Here is a 20,032-nt window from a genome sequence, read left to right as displayed (position 1 = left end):
GCCATCACCCGGCCGTCCTCGGCAGCGGGCCGGGTGATGGCTGCGGACACCGTCACCCGGCCGCCGCGCGGCTCACGTGCCGATGTTCGCCTGCGGGCCCGCGCCCGACTGGACGATGGACGGCACCTGCGACGCCGCGTCCAGGCCGGACGCCGCCGTTGCCGTCATGGCGGATCGTGCTCGCCAGTTCCAGAGCCGGCCAGCGCTTCCACGGCCGCCAGGGACCGGCCCATCAACGAGGCGCACCACATCGGCGGCGCCGCCATCCTCATGTGCGACGCCACCATCCCCGGCCGCGGCGAGGGCCGCCTCGACGCCGAGACCCTCGCCTGAACGCGCTCCACCCTCGGCGGCCTCGACTTGCGTGTTCGACCGTGCGCGGAATGCGCCTTTCCTTATATCGGTGGTTTTCAAGGGTTGATAGGAGAGGCCAGGACGACGGTGATGTCCACGGGTTCGGTGTCGGTGCGGTAGAAATGCGGGGCGTCGCCGGCGAAGGCGAGCATATCGCCGGGGTTCAATTCCTGCGGGGCATCGACGGGTCCGGCCGTCACCCGCCCGGAGGAGACCAGCAGGTGCTCGATCGTGCCGGTCGCATGCGGCACCCCGGCCAGCTCCGTCTCGGGCGGCACCCGCAGACGCCAGATCTCCAGGCTGTTGCCGCTGCTGATGCGGCGCAGCAGCTCGCGTGAGACCTCACCTGGCGCGGCGGGCGTGCCCGGCCGGTAGACCGGGCCGGTGTCGGCCTCGCGGGCCAGCAGGTCGGCGAGCGGGATGCCCAGCGCGATGGCGATCGCGTCCAGGGTGTCGATGGTCGGGTTGCCCTTGCCCGCCTCCAGCTGCGACAAGGTGGCCTTGCTCAGCCCGGCGCGCCGCGCCGTCTCCGCCGCGCTCATGCCGCGCTGCTGGCGGCGCAGGCGGATCTTCGCGCCGATCGCGGCCGCGGTGCTGCTGACCGGCTGCCGGCCGGGGGCGGTCATCAGGCGCTCCTGTGGGCGGCGGTGTAGGAGACGCGGATGCGGCCCTTCTTGACCTTCAGCCCCGTCACGGTCACCTCGGCCAGGTCGGCGAGGCTGCGCACGTGGGTGCCGCCGCACGGCACCGCGTGCAGGTCGTCGATGTGCACCATGCGCCGCCGCTCGCCGTCGTTCCGCGCGAAAACCGGCAGATCATCCTTGATCGCCTCCACCACCGCGGCCTGCAGGGTGGCGGTCACCTCCTCCCGGCCCTGCGGATCGGCCAGCCGCGTCTCCGCCTCCGGCATCAGGAACTCGATCCGCGCCTGACCGGGGAAGTGGTTGTTGCCCACCTTCTCCCATCCCTGCCGCTGGCCCATCGCCTCGACCAGGTGTCCCGCCGTGTGCAGCGCGGCATGCAGCATCCGGGTCCGCAGGTCGATCCGCGCCCGTACGGGCTGCCCCTCGGTGAACGGCGGCAGGCTGCCGCCCTCCGGCGCCATCGCCACCACCAGGCCCGACTCGTGGTCACGTACCGGGACGATCTCCTCGTCGTCCAGCCAGCCCCGATCGGCGGGCTGCCCGCCGCCCTGCGGGTGGAACGGGCACTGCTCGACGGCCGCCCACGACGTGCCGTCCCGCTTGCCGGTCGCGATCACCCGCGTGTCGATCTCTGCCAGGTAGGTGTCGTCGAGGTAGACGCTGACCTGTTCGGTGTCCGTCCCTATTGGGTGAATCATACGTTCACTATAACGAACCGCAGGCTGCGGCTGAACGTACCGTTCACTTCATCGAACGGTGACCTTCTGGCCGCACGGAGGCTCATACGGCCGGTCAGGGAGGTATCGCCGCCACTGCTCGGGGGTGATGGGGTCGCCGACCGCCGCGCAGATGTCTCTGAGCACGCTCTCCGGCCTCATGTCCCAGGTGTCGACACCCGCACCGCTTCGCACGGTGTTGAGGAAGCGCCCATCCGGGCTGAAGGCGAGTGCCGAGATCGATTTCGACGACTCGCTGGGCAGGTAAGACTGCAGCTTGGGAGAGCCCGTGTCGCTCACCTCCCAGATCTCGATGCGCTCCTTGCCGGTTCCGCCGTGGTCCGCGACCAGGGCGAGAAGGGTCCCGTCGGGGCTGAAGCCGAGGGGACCGCCGTCGTTGCCCAGCGTGAGGCGGGTCACCGCTTCGGGGGACCGGGGGTTCGCGATACGCCACAGGGTCAGTGTCCCGGCGGGGTCGTAGACGGCGAGGAGCCTGCCATCCGGCCGGAACGCGATCCGCGCAGAACCTATCCCGCCCTGAACGTTCCGTTCCCACACCTTCTCGGGCCGCGCTGGGTCCGTGACATCCCACCCCTGCAACAGATCGCTGTCGTTGGCCTGTGGCTGAGCGGGATCCGTGCGGGGTGCGTCGACGAGGACGAGGGTTTCACCGTCCGGCGAGAAGGCGAACTGACTGGTGATCGCCTTGATCTGGCTGATCTCCCGCGGATGCCTGGGGTCGGCGATGTCGTAGATCCGTACGACCGGCGGTTTGCGGTTCCCCTTGACGAAGCCGCTGAGATCGGAGAGCGCAAGGATGGGCCGGGTGGGGCTGAAGGCGATCCCCTGCACACCGTTGTCCAGCTCTTCGATGGTGGCCAGCAAAGGCGCGTCTTTGGCGGCCGTGCGCAGCCGCAGACCCACGTAATCTGCTTTCTCGCCTTTCTTGTTCACCTTCTCGAACATCTCCACGTCGGCGAGCAGACGTCCGTCGGGGCTGAGGGCGATGCCGGCGCCGTAGAGCAGGCCGGGGGAGCGGGTCGCGGCCAGGACCTCGCTCTCTCGCGTGGACGTCACGTCGATGAGGAAATTCCCCGTACTCCCTTCAAGGGCGAGCAGCTCCTTGTCCCCCGCCCGGCGGTGATCGAAGTGAGCTCCGCCTCCGGGCTCTATCGGGATGACCGATTCGGCGCCGAGCTGGCCGTAGTTGTCGATGTCCCAGACGCGAACCCCACGGTTCGTGGCCTGCAACATTCTGCGAGGATGAGCGGGGTCGAACAGGACCATGCCCGCCTCGCGTTCCGTTGCCGCGGCGCCCTCTCCCGAGGCACCGGTCTTGATCGATGCGGGTTCATCGGTCCTCGTGTAGAACTGGACGTGCCAGGAGCGGCCGCAGGTCCCGACGAAATACTGGTGCGCCGGGTTGAACGCCACGGAATCCACGCTGTCGTGACAGCCGGGCAACGGCCGGTCGCCTGCCGGCCCTTTCTCTTCCGTGCCCACGCGCCTGGGGCGGCCCGGCTCGTCCAGCCGCCATAGCCGGAGCTTGTCGTAGGTGCTCCCCGCCACCGCTGCCGCGAGCAGCCGCCCATGGGGATCGAAGGCCACCCGGTGCAGTGGCTGAGGGTTCGTCCTGGTGTCGTGGCGGTACTTCGCGCCTTCGAGCACCGCGACCCGGTCGGGCCGTCCGGAGCCTGCCGCCGTCCAGATCTGGATGCGGCCGTCCACGCTCATGCTGGCGAGCAGGTCGCGTTCGGTGGACGCGGCCAGGGAGTCCACCCGCGAGGAATGCGCCTTGAGCGGCGGCAACGGTTGGGGCCTGGCGCGGTCGGCGACGTCCCAGACCCGGATCTCGCCCGCCTGCGTACCGGCGTAAAGGATCCCGCCGTCCGGGGTGAGCGCGAGCGAGTAGGCGGCCTGGTCCAGGTCGGATGCGGAGACCTGCCGGGGACGGCGGGGATCGGCGACGTCCCACAGCCGGATCCTCGTCTGCGGCCCGTACGTGACCATGGCGAGCGTCCGGCCGTCCCGGCTGAGCACGACGGGGCCGATCAGGTCGACGTCCTGCGGCTCGACCCGGCGGGAACCACCTTCGAACCGCAGCTCGACGGCCCTGCCGGCCGAGATGGCGAGGACGCGCCCGTCGCCGCTGAAGGCGAGGTCGTAGGCCGGCTCGTCCTCGTTGATCACACCGGGTGTGCGCCTGCTGTTGAGCAGCGCGCCGCGCCCCGCCTCCTTGTTCATCCGGTACGCCATCAGGCTGAGCTGCTTCGCCAGGCCGGGCTGTTCCTCGCGCAGGCTCTCGGCCTCGGCCGCGAGGTACCTGGCGAGGTCGCGTTCTGACGCCTGCTCCGCCCGCCGCTGGAAGACGAAGGAGCCGACCCCGCCGGACGCCGCGAGCACGACCAGGACCAGCAGGGACGCCATCACGATCCGGGCCCGCCGCACGCTCCGCCGCTCCTGCCGCCAGGACGCCGCGACGAACTCGGCGATCACGGGATCGGGTTCGAGCGCGCTCGCCGACGAGGACTCGGCACGCGCCCGGACGGCGGCCAGCCTGCTGCCCCGATACAGCAGCGACGGCTCCCGTCCGGCCTGCTCCCATGCCCGCGCGTCGGCGGCGAGCTGCTGCCGGGCACGCAGCCACTCTCGGTCGGCGTCCACCCACTCCGCCAGCCGTGGCCAGGCGCGCAGCAGCGCCTCATGGCTGATGCGGGCGGAGTCGTGGTCGAGCGTCAGCAGGCGAGCCTCGATGAACGCCTCCAGCGCCCGCTGCCCGGCCGCGCGGTCGGGCAGGCCCTGCAGCAGCGTGGAGCGGTCGACGGGCTGGGCGGTGTCGGCGGAGTCCTCGCCGACGCGCACCAGCCGGGGCAGCATGAGCCGCGCGGCCTCCTTCGCCTGCTGGTCGAGCTCCTCGTACGCCTTCTCGGCCGTGGTCTTGATCGCCTCCGCGATGCCGCCGGTGGCGCGGTACTGGGCGACGGTGAGCCGCGATCCGACCCGGCGCAGCCAGGTCGCCCACAGCACGTGGGACAGCAGGGGCAGCGCCCCTGCGGTCGGCTGCCGGTCGGCGGTCGCTCCGAACTCGTGCAGGATGATGTCGGCGAGACCGTCGTCGAGGATCAGCCCCGCGGCCGCCGCGGGCCCTTCGATGGCGGAACGGAGCTCGTCCGGGGTCATCGGCTCGATCAGCACCTGCCTGTCGCGCAGGGCGGTGAGCAGTTCGGGATGGGCGGCGGCCTGGCCGTAGAAGTCGGCCCGGAGCGCGAGCACCACCGGCGCCCTCGACGCCAGGGCGGTGACCGCCCGCAGGAACGCGGCCCGCTCCGACGGCACCCGGCAGAGGGTGAACAGCTCTTCCAACTGGTCGACCAGCACGATCAGCCGCTGCTCGGGCCGCCCCGCCAGCAGCCGTTCCGCCAGCTCGACGGCGTGATCGGGGCTGTCGCGCAGAGCGTCGGCGTCCTCAGGGCCGGTCCCGAACGCGGCCGCCAGCCGCCGCAGCGGGTCACCGCCGGGAGTGAGGCGCAGCGGAAGCCAAGAGGTGGTGCCCGATAAGCCCCGTTCGCGCAGACTCGCCGTGAGACCGGCATTGAGGAGTGACGTCTTCCCCGAACCCGACGGGCCCACCAAGATCAGCGGACCCGGCTCGGCCGCCTCCGCGAGCGCGGCGAACAACCGCTCCGTCATGCGGTCGCGCCCGAAGAACACGCCGGCGTCGTCCACACCGTACGCGTCGAGACCGAGGTACGGGCAGCGGCCCGGCGCGGGCTCCGGCTCCTCCTGGACCTCCGGCCTCGCGGGCACCGCCGGGTTCGGCGCGATGACGAGGTGCCCCGAGCGGTCCCCGGCCTGACGCCGTGGCAGCGGCCCCTGCCGCTCGCTCATGGCACGGAACACTCCGTCGAACACGGCGTCCAGGGTCAGCGGCTGGACCCCGCGCGGGTCGCCGTTCGTCAGCAGGTCGATGAGCGCGCCGGTGAACGCGGTGTGCTTCGCATCCGGGGGAGCGAGGGCGAGCTGCTCGGCCGAGCTCATGAGGTACATGCCGTGCGCGGGCGTCATGGGAAGGGCCGCGCCCCCTCCCAAGGACGCTCGCCCGGAGAAACAGCAGTCGAGGACGACGACGACGGACGACGCCCGGCTCGCCTCCAGGGCCTGCCGCAGCGAGGAGAACGACAGAGCCTGGTGCTCGGCCATCCCGGGAGTCAGCCGGTCGGTGCTGGACGCCGCCAGGTACAGCTCTCCGTCCGGGCCGATGAGGCCGTGCCCGATGAAGTAGACGAGCAGCACCGTTTCCGCGCGCTGCGCCTCCTCGGCGACGGCCCGTGCCATGGTCCGCGCGTCGGGCGGATCGAGCAGCGTGCGCAGGCGGTCGGGCCGTACGCCGCAGCGCTCCGTCAGGACCTTGCCGAGGTCCTCGGAGGAGGTGGCGACCGCCTTCACCGACGGCAGCCCCGGGTTCTCGTGATGCGCCGTGGCGATCAGCAGCACCCGTACGCCGGGGCCCGACAGGTCGGTCACGGCAGCGCGCGTGGCTCGGGCTCGTCGGCGTTCCGCTGATGCTGCTTGAGCAGGGCGGCGACGTCGGTCACCTGCTGCTGCAGCGCGGTGCTGTCGAGACCGGCGACGCGTTTCGCGGTCAGCTCCAGCGAGGTGCCGTCGGGGAGCGTCACCTTGATGCTCACCTCACCACGGCGGGTGCGCAGCCAGGCGACGAGCCCGGTCACGAACGCGGTCACCGCCCCGGCCGGCCCGAGCGCCACCGACAGCGCCTCCAGCAGCGGACCCAGGGTGCCGGGCTCCGGCGGCCGTTCCACGCCGTCGATCCGCCCGCGTAACTCGGGAGCATCGCTCAGCCAGTCTCGCAGGGAACGGAGTAAATCTCCTCGATCGGAGCCTTCCGCGATGACCGTGACGTCCATGGGTTTCCCGTCCTCGCCTGAGATGGTCCTTTGCCGCGCCGGAGGTGTTCGCCGCCTCTCTGGTGGCTTAACGGAGATCATCACTTCGATCCTAATGACGGCGGATCATTTCGCGTGGTCGCGCTTTCCGCGCCGTTGCTCTTTCGGTGATCGCGCACATGCTGACCTGTTGTGATGGCGGCACTGTCACCAGACGTAGGACCGGCTTCACTGATGTCGATCTTGACGCGCATATCTCCGTCTGGCTTGATCGTGGGGTTTCGTCTTCACGAGAAGCGGAGGTGTGCGTGCGCTTCTTATCCTCTGTCCGGCGCAGGTCCATCGCGTCACGATCGTCCGTGATCGGTGGAGTTCTGGCTCTGGCCGCCGGCCTGGTCGTCGCCGTGGCGCCCACGGCCGCGGCCGACGATACCTTGACCGACCTCGGGCCCGTCCCCTCGAACCGCAACGACATCGTCGTCGCGGGTGACAAGGTCGTCGTGTCCCTCGACGATCGCATCGTCTTCACCGACAGGAAGGGCGAGGTCGAGGAAACGATCACCGATGTTTCCGGCGCCCACGGACTGATCGCGACAGCTGACGGCACCCGCGTGTACGCGGCGCTGTCCGGCTCCGGAGAGGTGGCCGAGATCGACATCGCCACGCGGGAGATCGCGCGGCGCATCAACCTCAGCGACTACGGCTGCCCTTACGATCTGGCGCTCACCGGCGACCGCCTGTGGGTCGCCTATTCCTGCGGCGAGAGGGGCGTGCTGGGCCTCGACCTCTCCACACCGGAGTCCGAGCCGGTGAACGTCGACACCTCGCTGCTGAAGGCGGGTCCGCTCATCGCGGCGGCCGGCGACACGCTGGTCCTGGGCGAAACGCTGAGCCCTGCCGACTTGTTCGTCTACGACGTGAGCGGCGCCGCTCCCGTCCTGCGCGGCGAGATCGACGGACACGCCCACGATCATCACGGCTTGGATGACGTCGCGGTCACTCCGGACGGCTCGTACATCATCTCGGCGTTCACGCTTCCTGATGCCTTCAGCATGTGGGACGCCGTCACCTTGACCAAGGTGCGCGACTACCAGAAGGGACCCGAGGCCGAGGGCTACCCCCGGTCCGTCGCGATCAGCCCGGACGGCGCCTACATCGCGGGCGGGCGCACACTGGGCTTCGGGATGACGGTGTACGACAGGGCGTCGGGCGCCGAACTCTTCACCGCGAACCCTCCCAAGGGCGAAGTGGCACGCGGAAGCAGCGCCTACGCCGGCCGTGACATCTACAGCCTGGTGCAGGCGGACGAGCGCATCTACCTGTGGCGGCTGCACGACGTGAAGCCGGAGAGTTCCCTGACGCTGACGGCGGAGCCCGGCGCGACGGTGCACGTCCCGTTCACCATGACAGGACGGCTGACCTTCCCCGACGGCACGGCCCCGGGCGCGCAGCCCCTCATCGTGACCCGCACGGCCGGCGACGGCACCACCGAGACCCTGCCCGGCGTGACCACCGCCGAGGACGGCACCTACACGATCAACGACACACCCCCGGCCGGCGGTCAGACCACCTACACCGTGCTGTGGGACGGAGACGGCAAGCGCCGGTGGAGCAAGGCGTCGGTCACCATGATGGTCAGATACCAGGCCGTGCTCACGCTGAACGGACCGGCCACCGCGGTCGCCGGCACAACGCTGCGGCTCTGGGGATCGCTGGAAGCCGTGGGCACCGACCGGCCGGAGAACGTCTGGATCCCGATGGAACGCACCCGCAAGAGCGACGGCCAGACCGTCACCGGCAACATCTACCAGGGCGGCATCGGCACGTTCACCTTCAGAGACAGCCCGGAGCCCGGCGAGTACACCTACACGCTGCGATGGCCCGGCGACTCGCGCACGGGACCGGCGGAGGCCAGCCACACGGTCATCATCGAAGCACCCGCGGGCTGACCTCGCACCGCCGCTGGGGCCGGCCGGCGTTCAGAAGGCGCGCTCGTGGTGGATGTGCTGGGGGAGCAGGTCGAGGAACGCGTGCAGCGCCCGCGTCGGCTTGTGCCGGGCCGAGCGGATCGCACAGAGCGTCCAGGACAGCCGCTTCCCGTCCAGGCGCAGCGCCCGCACGCCCGGCGGTACGCCGAGCGCCTCGGGCAGGAGCGCCACGCCGAGGCCGTGGGCGACGTACTGGGGGATCGTGGTGATGTCGGAGACCTCGACCCGCACCTGCCGGGTGAGCGCCGAGCGGGCGAACGCCTCGTCCACCCGGTGCCGCTGGCCGAACCCCAGCGGCATGTCGATGAACGGCTCGCCCGCGACGTCGGCCAGGCTCACCGCCTCGCGCCGCGCCAGCGGGTGGTCCTCGGGGACGAGGAGCCGCAGGTCGTACCTCTTGATCGGTACGACGTGCAGGTGCTCGTCGCGCAGGTGCGTGCCGACGAAGGCCACGTCCATGCGGCCCTCCTTGATGTGCTCGGCCAGCCCCGCCGTTCCGCGCTGCGACATGGAGATGCGCAGCAGCACGCCCGGGTGCCTGCGGTGGAAGTCGCCGGCCAGCGCGGGCACGTCCACGATGGTCATGCTGGTCAGCATGCCGACGGTGAGGCTGCCGCGCAGGCCGGACGAGACCGGCTCGACGGCGGCGCGCGCCCGGTCGAGGGCCTCCAGCGCGGCCCTGGCCTCGGGCAGGAACGCCGACCCCGCCTCGGTGAGATGCACCGATCGGGTCGAACGCGACACCAGCTCGACGCGCAGCTCGCTCTCCAGTGCCTTGATGCCCGCCGACAGCGTCGACTGCGTGACCTGGAGGCGCTGGGCGGCGCGGGTGAAGTTCATCTCCTCGGCCACCGCGATGAAGTACTCCAGCCTGCGCTCGTCCATGCCGCCCTCCCTCATCTATCGAAGCACACGATAACGGCATCGGAACTCTTCGTTGGACGCGATAGGTCAGCGTCGGTGAGAGTGGGCATGCGGCTCTCGACATGCAGGCCGCCATCCACGACATCGCGACGAAGGACGACTCATGCGCGTATTTCTCACCGGCGGCACCGGCTACGTCGGCGCGGCGGTCCTCCACAGGCTGGTAACTGCGGGGCACCAGGTCAGCGCACTGGTCCGCGACCCGGACAAGGCGGAGATCGTAAGAGACAGGGGAGCGGAGCCCGTCATCGGCGACCTGGCCGACGGCCCCTCCGTGCGACGGTTCGCCGACGCCGCCGACGGCGTCATCCACACGGCGCTCCCCGCCGACGGATCCAGCGCGCGGATCGACGACTCGGCGGCGACGAGCATCCTCGCCGCGCTCGAGGGCAGCGACCGGCCGTACGTCCACACCACGGGGGCGTGGGTGCACGGCAGCGGCGCCGCGATCACCGAGTCGAGCCCGATGAACCCGCCGCGCCTGACCGCCTGGCGGGTGCCGATCGGGGAACGCGTGCTCGCCGCGCCGGGCGTGCGCGGCGTCGTGATCGCCCCCGCCCTGGTCTACGGCCACGGCGGCGGGCTGGTGAACCTGGTCGCCGCCGGGCCGCGCACCGAGGGGGACGCACCGGCCCTCACCATGATCGGCCACGGCGACCAGCACTGGGCCACGGTGCACGTCGACGACCTCGCCGACCTCTACGTACGGGCGCTGGAAGGCGCACCCGCGGGCTCGTACTTCATCGGCGCGAGCGGCGTGAACCCCACCGTCCGCGAGATCACCGAGGCCGTGAGCCGGACGATCGGCCTGGACGGCCGGGTCGCCCCTGAGACGGTGGTCCAGACGCTGGAACGCCTCGGGCTGCTCGGCGAGGCCCTGCTGCTCGACCAGCAGGCCGGCGGGGAGGCCGCGCGGCGGATCCTCGGCTGGGCCCCGGAGCGTCCGTCGATCCTCGACGACATCGCCGCGGGCGCGCTCGCCGCCGCCTCCTGACGCACACCGACCCAGGGGAGGCTCCATGACCTCGACCACCATGTCTCGCCGGGCGCCCGCCCGGTCACCGTCCCGCTCGCGCGTCCTGGCCGTGGTCGCGGCCGTCGCGGCGGGCACCGTCGTACCGGTGCAGTCCCGCCTGAACGCCGAGCTGAGCCACCGGCTCGGCGACGGGATCGCCGCCGCGGCCATCAGCTTCACCGGCGGCCTGATCATCATGAGCGTGCTCGCACTCTTCCTGCCGGGGCTGCGCCGGGCGCTCAAGGACGTGCCCGCCGCCACGCGCGAGCGCGGCCTGCCCCGCCGCTACCTGCTGGCGGGCGTGCTGGGCGGGACGTTCGCGCTGGCGCAGTCCACGGTGGCGCTCGTCACGGGGATCGCGGTGTTCACCGTGTCGGCCATCGCGGGACAGACCATCGGCGGGCTTATCGTCGACGCCCGGGGCGTCGGCGGCGGCGTCAAGCAGCGGCCCAGCGTCCATCGCCTGGCGGGCGCGCTCCTCACGCTGGTGGCCGCGGTGGTCTCCGCCCTGCCGGGGCTCTCCGGCGTGCCGTCGGCGGCCACGGTGCTGTTCCCCGCGCTGCTCGCCGTGTTCGGCGGTCTCCTGCTGGGGTTGCAGCAGGCCATGAACGGCGCCACCGGGGCGGCGGTCGCCTCGCCGCTCGCCGCCACCTGGGTGAACTTCGCCGTCGGGTCGATCTTCCTCGGCCTCGCCCTGACCGCCAAGACCCTGGCCGGCGGACCATCCGGCCCCGCGCAGCCCACCGCGTGGTGGATGTATCTCGGCGGCCTGTGCGGGGTGGTGTTCATCGGCACCGCCGCCGTGCTCGTCCGCAGAATCGGCGTGCTCCTGCTGGGTATGGCATCGATCGCCGGGCAGCTCGCGGGCTCGATCGTCCTGGACGCCGTGCTGCCGTCCGGTGATCACGCGCCGGGCGCGTTCACCGTCGCCGGCGCGCTCCTCACCTTCGCGGCCGTCTCGATCGCCGCCCGCCGCACGCCGGCCGCCAAGACCTCCTGAACCACGAGAAGGAAGAACCATGTCGTACGAACGCATCCTGATCAAGGGCGCGTACCTGATGACGCAGGACGAAAAGCTCGGCGACCTCGTCGGGGACGTCCTCATCGCCGATGGAACGATCCAGGCGATCGGCCGCGACCTCCAGGACGACCGCGCCCGCGTGATCGACGGCTCCGGCAGCGCCGTGCTCCCCGGCTTCATCGACACCCACCGCCACAACTGGCAGGGAGCGCTGCGCAGCCTGGGCCCGTCCTGGACCTACCAGGAGTACCGCAACGCCATCCAGATCGGCCTCGGCCAGTACTTCGAGCCCGAGGACGTCTACATCGGCAACCTCGCCGCCGACCTGCTCTCCATCGACGCCGGCGTCACCACGGTGCGCGACGAGTCGCACATCAGCAACAGCTCCGAGCACACCGACGCCGCCATCAACGCGCACTGGGACTCGGGCATCCGCGCCGTCTTCGACCACGGCTGGCCGTCAACGGAGGCCGAGGAGTGGCAGTTCGGCAGCGCGAGGACGCACCCTGAGGACATCAGGCGCGTACGCGCCGAGGTGCTCGCCGACGACACCGCCCGCGTCACGCTCAACGCGATGCTCCGCGGCCCCGAACTGTCCACGTTCGAGGTGGCCGAGCACGACATCCGGCTCGCCAGGGAGCTCGGGCTCCGCATCAGCATGCACGTGGGTCTCGGCGAATGGGGCGCCAAGCAGCAGGCCATCCGCAAGCTGGCCGAGGCGGGGCTGCTCGGCTCCGACATGACGTTCATCCACTGCTGCACCTCGACCGACGAGGAGCTGCGGATGCTCGCCGATCACGGCGCCACCGCGTCCGTGGCCTCCGCGCTGGAGGTCTTCATGCCGGGGCTCGGCCAGCCGGCGACCAACCGGCTGCTCGCCGCGGGCGTACGCCCGAGCCTGAGCGTCGACACCGAGACCATCGTCAGTGGCGACATGTTCGGCGTCATGCGGGCGGCGCTCGCCTACCAGCAGCTCGTCATCGCCGGGGCGGCCGGCCCGATGGACCGCGCCCCCGGCCTGCCCACCTTCGGCTCCGCGGACCTGATCTCGTTCGCCACCATCGAGGGCGCGCGGGCCTGCGGGATCGACCACCGTACGGGGAGCCTGACGCCCGGCAAACAGGCCGACCTGATCATGATCAGGCTCGACCACGCGAACCTGCTGCCCGCCACCGACGTCGCGGCCGCGATCGTCGCGGGCGGTCACGCGGGCAATGTGGACACCGTGCTCGTCGGCGGCCGGGTCCTGAAGGAGGGCGGTGTGCTGAAGGGTGGTGAGACGGTGTTCGAGCAGGCGGCGGCATCCCGCGACCGCCTGTTCCGCGCCGCCGGCTACCCGCCGCAGTAGCCGTCCAGGCGGAAGCGCACCAACTTCGCACCAACGTGGGTTCGTACGATCGGCGGCCATGTCGTATTCGCCCCACAAACCGTTGCTCGCGTCGATCCTCGCTCTCGTCCTGGCCGGTGGCGGTGGCGCCACCGCCTGCGCGTTGCCGCCCCAGCCGGGGCGCGGCGGCGACGACGGCGCGCGTACGGGGGCGACGGCGCCGGAGGAGAACGAGCCGGAGAAGGAGCGAGCGGCCGTCCGGCTGGCCTCCTACAAAGGCGAGGACCTCTGCTCGATCTTCCCCGCCGCTCTGCTGAAGAAGCTGGTGCCGAACGCGGAGGAGAACCCCGCCGACGACACCTCCACGCTGTCGTCCGCCGAGAGCACCTGCGAGTGGAACTCGGGCGAGCAGCCGAGCGGCAGGATCGATCACAAGCGCCACCTCGAGGTGAGCCTGCTCACCTACGACAAGGCCCAGGGCGGTTTCAACGCGCAGCGGCACTTCGGCATCAAGAAGCAGGACACCCAGGAGATGCTGGCGGACCCGCCTCCGGGGACCAGGTTCGGCAGGCTGACCAGCGTTCCCGGCCTGGGTGAGTCGTCGTACGCGTTCACGACCGTGGACACCGGCACGCCCACGAAGAGCGTGGACGCCGAGGTGACCTTCGAGCTCTCCGGCGCTCTGGTGATCCTCCGCTACAGCGGGTACGACAGCCTGCCCGGCCTGAACGGCGGCTACCGGCGGCTTCCCGAGTCGCAGGTGATGAGCTCCGCGCAGCAGGCGGCGAAGGCGTTCGCCGCCGCGCTGCTGAAGGGCGGCACCCGGAGGGACGACGACAGCGGCGAGGCCGGCCGGATCACCGCCGCTTCCAGGGGGCAGGACGTGTGCAAGGCGCTCCCGGCGGAGACCGTGCGCAAGTACGTCGGTAAGGCCAGGACGAGCGCCCGCAACAACGAGTACTCCGACGAGCGCTGGGCGGTGTGCAGCTGGAGCAGCACCTTCGAGCCCGACGGCAGCGGCGAGACCGCGTACGACATGGTGGACCTGCGGGTCCAGGTCACGACCATGAAGAAGGGAGCCGCCGCGGCCCGTGTCGAGTTCCGGGAGAAGAAGAAGGCCGCCGCGGCCACGCCCGCCGGGGTGTCCGAGCGGCTGACGAAGGACAGCGGGCCGGTGGCGGTGGCGGGCATCGGCGAGGAGGCGTTCGTCCAGATCAAGACGAGTACGCAGATCGTCAACCGGCGCGAGGCGGTCCTCGTCTACCGGGTGGGCGGTCAGGTCGTCCAGGTGACGTTCGGCGGTCTGTCGACCGTGGCCACGACCGCCGGCCCGGACTCCGGCACTACGGCCCTCAGCCAGGAGCGGGTGCTGAACCCGGTCAAGGACGTCGCCAAGCAACTGGCCGCGCGCACCACCGGCAGGTGACGCCCGCACGCCCCGTGTATCGCACGGGGCGTGGGTCCAGCGTGAGGCGGCGTCAGCGGGCGAGCGACTCCTCCTGGCGAGTACGCAGGGTGGACAGCGCCCAGCGGCCCGGGCCGAGTACGGCGATCAGCAGGAAACCCCAGCAGAACAGGGCGGCCTTCTCGCCGCCGTTCTCGATGGGGAACAACGCCTGCGGCTGGTGGACGACGAAGTAGGCGTAGGCCATGGTGCCCGAGCAGATCACCGCGGCGACGCGGGTGGCCACGCCGAGAAGCACCAGTCCGCCGGCGACGAGCTCGATGACGGCGGCGTACCAGCCCGGCCATTCCGCGAACGCCGGTGGCGCGCCGCCCTGCGGCCCGCCGGGAACGCCGAAGAGAGTGGCGGCGCCGTGGCAGGCGAACAGCAGACCGAGCACCATTCTGTAGAGGGCCAGGAAGAGATCCTGCCGCTCTTTGACCAGTGTTTCCATGGCGGGCGTCCTTTCTCGGCAGGGCTCTCACCGTGCCGCCTTGTGTCATCTCCACAAGCCGGATGAAAAGTCGTGGGAGCGCTCCCAAAAAGGTCAACTCTCGGGCTGTGTCATGTCAACTCGAGGTGGTCAGGAAAGAACGGCCGAAGGCGTGAGAAAGCGGCTTTGACTTGGTTCAACGGCGCGCCGCTAAAACTTTCGGCAAGGTGAAAATTTCATCGGCATCGGAGGGGCCCATTGGGTCGAAGCCGCACGTCGAGCGGGGCGTGTCGGAAGGCCGGGGCGGCGGGTCGCCGGTGCCGGTTCTCACGAGCCTTTTCCCGCCGCCGTGTTAGCGCTAACTTGGCGCTGTAAGGCGAAGTGATCTCCGTGGGGCGACGGCGTACGAGAAGGGTTCGCTCATGGACACATCCCGAGCCAGGAAGCTGCTCGCCGGGCTGGCGGCGCTGGTCCTCCTGCCGATCATCACGGTGAGCTTAGGGGCGACGCCCGCCGTGGCCGCCACCGCCCAGTTCCGCGGTGTCAACTGGGCGGTGCTCGGCGACAACTTCAGCACCGGCCCGCTCGTCATCGACGGTCTCAGCAGCTCCGACAGCTACGCCACCGTGCAGGCCAAGGCCAACGCGGTCTACGACGACATGCAGGCCACGCTCGGCGTCAACACGGTCCGGCTGCCGATCAACACCCACACCGTCGGCACCGCCTGGTGGAACGCCTACCGCGGCGCCATCGACGCCGCCACGGCGCGCGGGTGGAAGGTCATCCTCGCGTACTGGGAGGACGGCGCGGCATCGGGCGGCCGCATCACCAACCTGACGGCGTGGCACTCGATGTGGTCCACCGTCACCTCCCAGTACGCCTCCAACAACCTCGTCTACTTCGAGCCGATGAACGAGCCCCACGGCTACAGCTCCACCGAGTGGCGCAACCTCGCCGCCGACTGGCTGAGCCGGCACTCCGCGGCCCCGCACGGCCGGGTGCTCATCGGCGGCACCGGCTACAGCCAGGACCTGCGCGATCTGTGCGGCGACTCGCGCTTCGCCGGCACGCTGTTCTCGTTCCACCACTATGCGTTCTTCTATCCGGAGAACACCTACGACGGCTGGCGCTCCCATGTACAGACTCGGCTCGGGAGCTGCGCCTCGCGGGCGATCGTCACCGAGTTCGGCGCGCCGATGAACAACGGGCTCAACTACCTCGACCCCAACAGCCCGGACAACTTCGTCCGCCACATCCGCGCCGTCACCCAGGTGATGCGCGACAACGCCATGGGCGGCACGTACTGGCCGGCGCTCGGCGGCAAGCCCGGCGACATCGGCTACGACTGGTACTCGATGTACGCCAAGAGCGGCAGCGGCACCAACCTCGACCTCACGATCCGCAACCAGTCCGGCGCCGACCGGCTGCGCTACGGCTGGGGCGACGACGTCGACGACGGCGGCAGCACACCGACCACTCAGATCGTCAACCAGAACTCCGGCAAGTGCGCCGACGTGCTGGAGGCGTCGACCGCGAACGCCGCCGAGATCATCCAGTACACCTGCACCGGCGCCGCCAACCAGCAGTGGCAGCTGCGCGATCTCGGCAACGGCTACTACAACATCGTGGCCCAGCACTCCGGCAAGTGCCTCGACGTCAACAACGCCTCCACCGCGAACAACGCGCCCGTCATCCAGTACGCCTGCGGCACCGGCACCAACCAGCAGTGGCAGCTCCGCCCCGTGTCCGGCACCGGCTACGTGGAGATCGTCGCCCGCCACTCGGGCAAGTGCCTCGACGTGTCCGGCCAGTCCACGGCGAACAGCGCCCGCATCCAGCAGTACGACTGCTGGGGCGGCGCCAACCAGCGCTGGGACGTCTGAGCCCCACACGACCGTGTCCGGCGGACGGCTGCCGCCGCGTCGAGCCGTCCCGCCCGGTACACGCCCGGCCCCGCCGCCGTCGCGTCACGGCGGCGGGGCGGCGTCCTGAGGTGCCCGGTCGCGCGCGGCGGGAGGCCGGCCGTGCACGCAGTCAGGGAGCGGTCAGCCGCGCCTGGCCGGCGGCCAGCCGTACCCCCAGCCGCCCTGCACCATGGTCTGGAACGCCCACCCGTCCTCGGTGCGCACGAGCAGGTCGGCGTAGTGCATCCGCTGCTCCTGCCCGTCGATCGTCATCGTGGCCTCGGTCTCGACGATCACCAGGTTCGGGCTGAGGAAGCGCGGGGTGCGGGTCGAGCGCAGATCGAGCCCCGCGGTGCCGCCGCCCATCGACTCCTTCATCGCCTCGATGTACTCGGCCCGCGTCCACTGCTTGACGCTCGCGTAACCGTCAGGCACGTCGGTGACCACGTTCATGGGGAACACCGCCAGATCGGCCAGCTCCTCGATCGCGCCCTGCTCGGCCAGCGCGTCGTAGGTGGCGAACCAGTCGTCGATGCTCTTCAGCTCGTCAGCGCTCGGTCGGTACACGCCGCCCCTCCTCATGTCGTTGTCGTACGAAGTACCGTACACCATACGCTAAGTCTTCGCATCCTGAGGCGCGGGTGACGCGACGTCAGGTATGACCGGAGACGACAGGAGCCTGCGCTCAGCCCTCTACGCCAAGATCGACCGGCAGGGCGCGGAGACTCCGGCGAAGGGGGTTCACCACGGCGGCCTGGAAGTACCTCAAGCGCGCCGTGGGCTTCGGGCCTCGACCGCGCGCGGCCCACTGACAGGCCGGGCGTGCCGGCGTCCGGCCGCGGGCCTCAGCCGCGTGCGGGCGACGGTGGCCGTGGAACTCAGCGGCGGGCGAGGTCGCCGGTGGCGTCCTGCCCGGCGTCGGTGGTGCGGCGGAGGAAGTCGGCGAGCAGGTCGAGCTCGGCATCGGTGTACCGGTCGCAGATGTCGTCCATCTTCGAGCTCATGCCGCCGTACAGCTCGAACAGCTCCGCGTTGCGCTCCTTGAGCGCCCGCACCATGACGGCGCGCCGGTCGGACGCCTCCGGGTCGCGCTCCCGGGTCACCCAGCCGCCGCGCTGCAGCCGGTCGAGGATGCCGGTGATGGTGGCCGGGTGCAGGCCCGCGCGGCGGGCCAAGGCGGTGGGGCTGATCGGACCGTACCGGTTGATGATGTCCAGGCACGACAGATCGACGTCCTTGAGACCCGCGTGCGCACCGACCTGATGGTTGAGCAGCGAGAGCTGGATGCTCAGCGCGCGCAGCGACTCCTTGATCTCGCTCGTCACCCGGCGCCGCCGCCGCGCGGGCTCGGCTTCTCCGGAGGTCGAGGACGTCATGCGATGGGCCTTCCGCGGGCGGGTACGACCTGCGTATTTTATGCGGCTCGAAACACTTCGGCGGTCACGCGAGAAGCTCCGCGCGACCCCGCGACGCCCTGGACGTGTGCGCGGCGGCCGCGAGGTGATCGTGCAGGCCGGCCGGCGACGTCCACGGCGGCGTAATCGCAGGGTGATGGCTTGTGCGCGTTCAGCGGCGCAGGGCGGTCACCCGGTCCATGCGGGACAGCTTCTCGGGGTTGCGGACGGCGTACAGGCCGGTGATGAGGGAGCCGTCGACGCGCAGCGCCAGGACGGAGTCGAGCTCGCCGCCCTGCCGGGCGATCAGCGCCGGGTGGCCGTTCACCTGCGCGGGCTCCAGGGAGACCGTGGAGTGGAGCCGGCAGAGCACGCGGGCCACCTCGTCCGCCCCCACGATCGGCGCGAGCGCCGCGCGTACGACCCCGCCGCCGTCGGTGAGCAGGACGACGTCCGGCGCGAGGATGCCGAGCAGGCGCCGCAGATCGAGCTCGACGTCGTCGGCCACATCGGGCGAGGTCAGCAGCGGCTCGGGCAGCCAGGGGCCGACATAGGACTCCTTGCGCCTGCCGAGCCTGCGCAGATGGCCGAGCGCCTGGCTGGTGACGATGCGCACCAGGTACGCACGATGGTCCCGTACGGCCTCGACGTCCACGCCCGCCCACCGGAGCCAGGTCTCCTGCAGCACGTCCTCGGCGTCGGCGGCGGAGCCGAGCAGCTCGTAGGCCACGGTGAACAGCAGGTTCCGATGCGTGACGAACGCCTCGGTCACCACGTCCACACCTGCCGGGTCGTTCATCGGGTCGGCTCCTGCCTGTTTCGCTGACTGCCGGGTCGCACACGAGATGCCCGTCACCGCCGTTCTGTGACATCCGGGGCTGGTGGCGTATGTCACATCGCCGCGCCGTCACACGGGGCGGGGCGCCGGCATCTCGTGGTCGTCCAGTACGCGACAAACCTAGTGAGGACGGACAATCATGGAGCCTCGTTTCAACCTGTTCGACAGCCCCACGGCGGCGAAGGTGGCCAAGCGGTTCTTCGGCGTCTCGGCGATCCTCGACCAGTCCACGCTGCCGAAGACCCTGCGCGAGCTGGTCGAGCTGCGCGTCGCCCAGCTCAACGGCTGCGCATACTGCGTCGACGTGCACACCAAGGAGGCCGCGGCCGCGGGGGAGAGCGCGCTGCGGATCAACCTGGTCGCCGCCTGGCGGCACAGCACGGTCTTCACCGAGGCCGAGCGGGCGGCGCTGGCGCTCGCCGAGGAGGGCACCCGGCTCGGTGACGGCGGCGTGTCCGACGAGACCTGGGCGGCGGTGCGCGAGCACTACGACGACGACCAGGTCGGTGCGCTGGTCTGCCTGGTCTCCCTGATCAACGCGGCCACCCGGATGAACGTCATCGTGCACAACCCGGGCGGCTCGTACCAGCCGGGCGCGTTCGCCGCCCTGTCGAACTGAGCCGCGCGCGGCGGGACCGGACGGGCCGGCGCTCCGCCGACCCGTCCGGTCCGGTTCACCTGGTGGGTGCCGAGCCCGGGAGCGGGCTGTCGTCGGCGTACCTGACCTCGTAGACGCGCTCGGCGAACTTCCAGCCGTCGGGCGTGCGCCGGTAGCGGTCGTGGTAGACGGCGTAGTTCGCGTGGGAGGCGCCGTCGCGCATGCGCCCGAACTCGTGGATGTAGGCGCGTCCGGTCGCGGTGTCGCCGTCGATCCTGATGACGCCGGGGTGGACGTTCTGTACGAAGAACTCCCACAATCCCTGCCCCCACTCGATCCCGGCGCGGATCTCCTTGCTGCCCACGAACTCCCTGCCGATGTGCGGCCACCGCATGGCGGCGTCGGGCGTGAACAGGGATTCGACGCGGTCGTAGTCCCGGGTCAGCACCGCGTCGGTCAGCTCGCCGCGCAGCGCCTCGATCTCGACGCGGTCGGCGATGGCTCGCATGTCGCTCATGGGTTCCCCCT

General features: G+C 70.8%; 17 protein-coding genes. 7 read left to right on the top strand and 10 right to left on the bottom strand.

Annotation, left to right across the window (positions count from 1 at the left end; translation table 11 throughout):
- Window positions 1-410 precede the first annotated feature (410 nt).
- Genes AB0K67_RS02830 through AB0K67_RS02815 form a run of 4 tightly spaced genes read right to left on the bottom strand, consistent with a single transcriptional unit; the run spans window position 411 to window position 6,639 of the window.
- The gene (locus AB0K67_RS02830; RefSeq protein ID WP_364051808.1) at window positions 411-980 is read right to left on the bottom strand and encodes an XRE family transcriptional regulator; all 570 of its coding nucleotides are present in this window, start codon (window positions 978-980) and stop codon (window positions 411-413) included.
- Window positions 980-1,696: a hypothetical protein gene (locus AB0K67_RS02825; protein ID WP_364051805.1), complete on the bottom strand. Its 717-nt coding sequence runs from the start codon at window positions 1,694-1,696 to the stop codon at window positions 980-982. Before AB0K67_RS02825 ends, AB0K67_RS02830 begins: the two co-directional genes overlap by 1 nt.
- Before the next feature lie 48 nt (window positions 1,697-1,744).
- Entirely contained in the window at window positions 1,745-6,238 is a 4,494-nt protein-coding gene (locus tag AB0K67_RS02820) for an AAA family ATPase (protein ID WP_364051802.1), read from the bottom strand.
- A complete protein-coding gene (locus AB0K67_RS02815) occupies window positions 6,235-6,639 on the bottom strand; it encodes a hypothetical protein (RefSeq protein WP_364051799.1) in 405 nt (134 codons plus the stop codon). Before AB0K67_RS02815 ends, AB0K67_RS02820 begins: the two co-directional genes overlap by 4 nt.
- Window positions 6,640-6,977: 338 nt before the next feature.
- Here AB0K67_RS02815 and AB0K67_RS02810 point away from each other — a divergent pair, with 338 nt between their 5' ends.
- Window positions 6,978-8,567: a hypothetical protein gene (locus AB0K67_RS02810; protein ID WP_364051796.1), complete on the top strand. Its 1,590-nt coding sequence runs from the start codon at window positions 6,978-6,980 to the stop codon at window positions 8,565-8,567.
- A gap of 30 nt (window positions 8,568-8,597) precedes the next feature.
- Here the strand turns inward: AB0K67_RS02810 and AB0K67_RS02805 are convergent, their stop codons facing one another.
- Window positions 8,598-9,491 carry a LysR substrate-binding domain-containing protein gene (locus AB0K67_RS02805; RefSeq protein WP_364051793.1) on the bottom strand — a complete coding sequence of 298 codons (894 nt, stop codon included), beginning with the start codon at window positions 9,489-9,491 and terminating at the stop codon, window positions 8,598-8,600.
- Between the two features lie 142 nt (window positions 9,492-9,633).
- On the opposite strand from AB0K67_RS02805, the gene AB0K67_RS02800 reads away from it, so the two are divergent.
- Genes AB0K67_RS02800 through AB0K67_RS02785 form a run of 4 tightly spaced genes read left to right on the top strand, consistent with a single transcriptional unit; the run spans window position 9,634 to window position 14,319 of the window.
- Window positions 9,634-10,524 (top strand): NAD-dependent epimerase/dehydratase family protein, encoded by an 891-nt coding sequence (locus AB0K67_RS02800; protein WP_364051790.1) that lies wholly within the window; start codon window positions 9,634-9,636, stop codon window positions 10,522-10,524.
- Between the two features lie 25 nt (window positions 10,525-10,549).
- Window positions 10,550-11,545, top strand: coding sequence for a DMT family transporter (locus AB0K67_RS02795; protein WP_364051787.1), 996 nt, complete (start codon window positions 10,550-10,552; stop codon window positions 11,543-11,545).
- Between the two features lie 19 nt (window positions 11,546-11,564).
- Window positions 11,565-12,914: an amidohydrolase family protein gene (locus AB0K67_RS02790; RefSeq protein WP_364051784.1), complete on the top strand. Its 1,350-nt coding sequence runs from the start codon at window positions 11,565-11,567 to the stop codon at window positions 12,912-12,914.
- Between the two features lie 58 nt (window positions 12,915-12,972).
- A complete protein-coding gene (locus tag AB0K67_RS02785; RefSeq protein ID WP_364051781.1) occupies window positions 12,973-14,319 on the top strand; it encodes a hypothetical protein in 1,347 nt (448 codons plus the stop codon).
- 52 nt (window positions 14,320-14,371) lie between these two features.
- Here AB0K67_RS02785 and AB0K67_RS02780 read toward each other — a convergent pair whose 3' ends face one another.
- Window positions 14,372-14,791 (bottom strand): DoxX family protein, encoded by a 420-nt coding sequence (locus tag AB0K67_RS02780; RefSeq protein WP_364051778.1) that lies wholly within the window; start codon window positions 14,789-14,791, stop codon window positions 14,372-14,374.
- Window positions 14,792-15,192: 401 nt separating this feature from the next.
- Between AB0K67_RS02780 and AB0K67_RS02775 the strand changes: the two genes are divergently transcribed.
- Entirely contained in the window at window positions 15,193-16,653 is a 1,461-nt protein-coding gene (locus AB0K67_RS02775; protein WP_364051775.1) for an RICIN domain-containing protein, read from the top strand.
- Window positions 16,654-16,815: 162 nt separating this feature from the next.
- On the opposite strand, the gene AB0K67_RS02770 is transcribed toward AB0K67_RS02775, so the two are convergent.
- From AB0K67_RS02770 to AB0K67_RS02760, 3 genes are all read right to left on the bottom strand, one after another.
- Window positions 16,816-17,241, bottom strand: coding sequence for a nuclear transport factor 2 family protein (locus AB0K67_RS02770; protein WP_364051772.1), 426 nt, complete (start codon window positions 17,239-17,241; stop codon window positions 16,816-16,818).
- A 311-nt stretch (window positions 17,242-17,552) separates the two neighbouring features.
- Window positions 17,553-18,050 carry a MarR family transcriptional regulator gene (locus AB0K67_RS02765; RefSeq protein WP_364051769.1) on the bottom strand — a complete coding sequence of 166 codons (498 nt, stop codon included), beginning with the start codon at window positions 18,048-18,050 and terminating at the stop codon, window positions 17,553-17,555.
- Between the two features lie 190 nt (window positions 18,051-18,240).
- A complete protein-coding gene (locus tag AB0K67_RS02760) occupies window positions 18,241-18,867 on the bottom strand; it encodes a sigma factor (RefSeq protein ID WP_364051766.1) in 627 nt (208 codons plus the stop codon).
- A gap of 178 nt (window positions 18,868-19,045) precedes the next feature.
- Here AB0K67_RS02760 and AB0K67_RS02755 point away from each other — a divergent pair, with 178 nt between their 5' ends.
- Window positions 19,046-19,525 (top strand): carboxymuconolactone decarboxylase family protein, encoded by a 480-nt coding sequence (locus tag AB0K67_RS02755; RefSeq protein ID WP_364051763.1) that lies wholly within the window; start codon window positions 19,046-19,048, stop codon window positions 19,523-19,525.
- 55 nt (window positions 19,526-19,580) lie between these two features.
- On the opposite strand, the gene AB0K67_RS02750 is transcribed toward AB0K67_RS02755, so the two are convergent.
- Window positions 19,581-20,021, bottom strand: coding sequence for a nuclear transport factor 2 family protein (locus AB0K67_RS02750; RefSeq protein ID WP_364051760.1), 441 nt, complete (start codon window positions 20,019-20,021; stop codon window positions 19,581-19,583).
- Window positions 20,022-20,032: the final 11 nt, after the last annotated feature.

This window comes from Nonomuraea sp. NPDC052634, from assembly GCF_040678535.1.
GTDB classification, from domain to species: Bacteria; Actinomycetota; Actinomycetes; order Streptosporangiales; family Streptosporangiaceae; genus Nonomuraea; species Nonomuraea fastidiosa.
The sequence above is the reverse complement of the archived record's forward strand: the minus strand, read 5'-3'. Positions and strand labels throughout refer to the sequence as shown.

Coding starts and splice junctions, on each gene's coding strand:
- AB0K67_RS02830 (WP_364051808.1), bottom strand. CDS start 980: ATGACCGCCCCCGGCCGGCAGCCGGTCAGCAGCACCGCGGCCGCGATC.
- AB0K67_RS02825 (WP_364051805.1), bottom strand. CDS start 1,696: ATGATTCACCCAATAGGGACGGACACCGAACAGGTCAGCGTCTACCTC.
- AB0K67_RS02815 (WP_364051799.1), bottom strand. CDS start 6,639: ATGGACGTCACGGTCATCGCGGAAGGCTCCGATCGAGGAGATTTACTC.
- AB0K67_RS02805 (WP_364051793.1), bottom strand. CDS start 9,491: ATGGACGAGCGCAGGCTGGAGTACTTCATCGCGGTGGCCGAGGAGATG.
- AB0K67_RS02800 (WP_364051790.1), top strand. CDS start 9,634: ATGCGCGTATTTCTCACCGGCGGCACCGGCTACGTCGGCGCGGCGGTC.
- AB0K67_RS02795 (WP_364051787.1), top strand. CDS start 10,550: ATGACCTCGACCACCATGTCTCGCCGGGCGCCCGCCCGGTCACCGTCC.
- AB0K67_RS02790 (WP_364051784.1), top strand. CDS start 11,565: ATGTCGTACGAACGCATCCTGATCAAGGGCGCGTACCTGATGACGCAG.
- AB0K67_RS02785 (WP_364051781.1), top strand. CDS start 12,973: ATGTCGTATTCGCCCCACAAACCGTTGCTCGCGTCGATCCTCGCTCTC.
- AB0K67_RS02780 (WP_364051778.1), bottom strand. CDS start 14,791: ATGGAAACACTGGTCAAAGAGCGGCAGGATCTCTTCCTGGCCCTCTAC.
- AB0K67_RS02775 (WP_364051775.1), top strand. CDS start 15,193: ATGGACACATCCCGAGCCAGGAAGCTGCTCGCCGGGCTGGCGGCGCTG.
- AB0K67_RS02765 (WP_364051769.1), bottom strand. CDS start 18,050: ATGACGTCCTCGACCTCCGGAGAAGCCGAGCCCGCGCGGCGGCGGCGC.
- AB0K67_RS02760 (WP_364051766.1), bottom strand. CDS start 18,867: ATGAACGACCCGGCAGGTGTGGACGTGGTGACCGAGGCGTTCGTCACG.
- AB0K67_RS02755 (WP_364051763.1), top strand. CDS start 19,046: ATGGAGCCTCGTTTCAACCTGTTCGACAGCCCCACGGCGGCGAAGGTG.
- AB0K67_RS02750 (WP_364051760.1), bottom strand. CDS start 20,021: ATGAGCGACATGCGAGCCATCGCCGACCGCGTCGAGATCGAGGCGCTG.